At 27.6% G+C, this 2,626-nt stretch carries 3 protein-coding genes; all 3 read left to right on the top strand.

The annotated features are described in order from the left end of the window. The first annotated feature begins 154 nt into the window (after nucleotides 1–154). Nucleotides 155–325 carry a hypothetical protein gene (locus FLACHUCJ7_RS25180; protein ID WP_180910977.1) on the top strand — a complete coding sequence of 57 codons (171 nt, stop codon included), beginning with the start codon at nucleotides 155–157 and terminating at the stop codon, nucleotides 323–325. Nucleotides 326–327: 2 nt separating this feature from the next. Continuing rightward, on the top strand, nucleotides 328–1,299 hold the full coding sequence (locus FLACHUCJ7_RS25175) for a hypothetical protein (protein WP_180910976.1): 972 nt from the start codon (nucleotides 328–330) through the stop codon (nucleotides 1,297–1,299). Between the two features lie 167 nt (nucleotides 1,300–1,466). Continuing rightward, nucleotides 1,467–2,393, top strand: coding sequence for a hypothetical protein (locus FLACHUCJ7_RS25170; RefSeq protein WP_180910975.1), 927 nt, complete (start codon nucleotides 1,467–1,469; stop codon nucleotides 2,391–2,393). Nucleotides 2,394–2,626 lie beyond the last annotated feature (233 nt).

The raw sequence follows: 2,626 nt of genomic DNA, 5'->3' as shown, positions 1-2,626 counted from the left end.
TTAGGCTGAATTTAAAGATGGTTTTGTACTTGGGAAATTTGTGTTTAACCGAAAAACCTCGCATCTTTAATCCCAAACCTCGTGTAGCGCCAGAACGTTAGCAGACATTACCGAGTAAAAGTGGAGAATTTTACCCAATTTTAAAACAAATTTTATGAAAAAATTCATTTCAATTACGTTAATTTCAAGCCTATTTTTAACCTTAAGTAGTTGCCAAGCTTGGTTGGAATTTGATGCTAAAAGAATATATTATGGATTTATTTTTACTCTTATTATTGGAGCTGTAGGATTTATAATAAGTCTATTTTCAAATAAAAAAAACTAATAATGAAAAATATAATAATTATTTTCTTGATTTTTTCTTTATTCTCTTGCAATAAAAATAAACAACAAGTAGAAAAATTTCAAAAATTTATCGACATAGATATCAATGCAGATTACAAAAATTATTTTGATAAGCTATCTAGTAATTATATAAATGTTTTAAAGATTAAGTATAAGACTCAAGATTCTAATAAAATTTATGATATTCTAGTAAGTGAACACAAAGGAATTCACGATTCTATAAAACTAGGAGTTTATAGAGTAAAAAACACAATGATTGATAGTGTAATATCTAAAGAGAAAAATATTAGAATTTTAAAATATCGATTAAGTCTGTTTGATACTAAACATCAATCTGAAATGTATCAAGAAAAAGTAGTAATTGAAATAACTAAAAATAAAGTTATTAAATATATCCCTTACAATCCTGGCTCAGTGCCTCAAACCGATTCTTTAATAGTCTCAAGTTATTCTCAAAAACTTCTAGATGAAATATCTTCAACATTAAAATTTAAAGAATATGATGAAAATAGTAAAGTTTTTAAAAAAACAAAGAATCGTTTTGTTGAGTATCATTCTCTTTTTAAAACTGACAATTTATCTCTTTTAAATTTTGTTTATCCTCCAATATTTCAAGCTTTACTTAAAGAAAATAATCAAGTGGAATTTACACTTGAACAAAAAAAACAATTTCTAGACTATATAAAAAAAGGTAAAGACTCACAAAAATTGAATTTTAAAAAGTTTCTTATTGATAAATTCAAAAAAACTGACTGTAACGAAAAAGACGCTTATTTATTAGACTATGCAATTTACGTTGGCAATAATTTATATATTCCAGCTAAATTAATTGTGATCCAAGAAAATGAAGAAATCTATTTTATAGAAGCTGATTTTAGCGAACTAAAAACAAATTATTTGAATGTTTTTAGTGAAGATTTTATAAATTGTTTAGAGCATAATTCAGAAAAATAAAACGTCTGCTAACACACGCTACAAGCAATTTGGGTATTAGGCTTAATTGAAAAATTGGTTTGTATTTGGAAGATTTCGCAAATCCGAAGAATGGTCTTAATTTAGTCCCAAACTGCTTGTAGCGCGGGAACGTTAGCACTAATTTTAAAACTCACAAACAGAATTTAATGGGATTATTTGACATCTTCAAAAAACAAAAGAAGTATGAACTTCCAGAAATGTATAATGGAATTATCACTAAAGATGAATACAATGATATTTTAGAAATCTGCATAAAATATCATCAAGATAAAGAATTAATTATTTCAAAAATCGATGAAGGAGAAATAGTAACGGACATTGATGGAGATGAACAACATCGCTATTTAGACAATTTGGTTCGTGTTTTAGCAAGTAATGAAAAAACTATTTGGAGCCAGCTGATTTACGAACACTTTGACAAGTTAAAACCTAATACATCAGCATTAAATTATCTTTACAAAGATTTTGAATATGCAAATCAGTTTTTGAGAGTTTTATTAAAAGAAGACACATTTAACCTTGGCGACGATATCAATAATTATGTTCATAGAACTGACTTCCCAAAGACCAATACATTTTTAATACTTGAATTTGAAGGACAATTTCACTATGTAAGAAAAGATCAAATAAATGAGTGGAACAAATTGGAAAATGACTTGTTTAAAATTGCAATTCAAAATTTACCTGAAAATGAAATTGAGGTAAAAGAGTATGAATTTGGAGAAAAATTCACTGTGTTTATATTTTTTAGTGGCGACTTTTCGGCTTCATTAATGCTTGATTTAAAAAACAGAGCAGATTATTCAATTGGAAAATTTGGAACATTAATAGCCATTCCAACAAAAGGAACGGCATATGCACATCCAATCGAAAATGGAGAATTATCAGAACTTATAAAAATCCTCGACCCAACAATTGAAAAGTTTTACAATGAAGACCCGGGAAATGTAACAACAAATTTCTATTGGTATTATAATGATGAAATTCAAATTTTCCCAACTGAACAATCTGAAAAAGGATTATTCATTAGTATGCCTAAAGATTTAATAAGACTTTTAAATGAAAATGAATAAAAAAACTAGTGCTAACACACGCTACAAGCAATTTGGGTATTAGGCTTAATGGAAAAATTGGTTTGTATTTGGAAGATTTGGCAAATCCGAATAATGGGCTTAATTTAGTCCCAAACTGCTTGTAGCGCGGGGACGTCAGGCTGTGAAAAAACCTCCTTTTCCAGTTAAAACCTCTAGATTTTACTCTACTGTAATTCAAATAAAGCCTTATATTGAATCACTTTTTTTAGGCT

This window comes from Flavobacterium salmonis, assembly GCF_903819435.1.
GTDB classification, from domain to species: domain Bacteria; phylum Bacteroidota; class Bacteroidia; order Flavobacteriales; family Flavobacteriaceae; genus Flavobacterium; species Flavobacterium chungangense.
This window is presented reverse-complemented; position numbering and strand designations above follow the sequence as displayed.

Excerpts from the sequence above, each read along its gene's own strand:
- FLACHUCJ7_RS25170 (WP_180910975.1), top strand. The coding sequence starts at position 1,467 with ATGGGATTATTTGACATCTTCAAAAAACAAAAGAAGTATGAACTTCCA.
- FLACHUCJ7_RS25175 (WP_180910976.1), top strand. The coding sequence starts at position 328 with ATGAAAAATATAATAATTATTTTCTTGATTTTTTCTTTATTCTCTTGC.
- FLACHUCJ7_RS25180 (WP_180910977.1), top strand. The coding sequence starts at position 155 with ATGAAAAAATTCATTTCAATTACGTTAATTTCAAGCCTATTTTTAACC.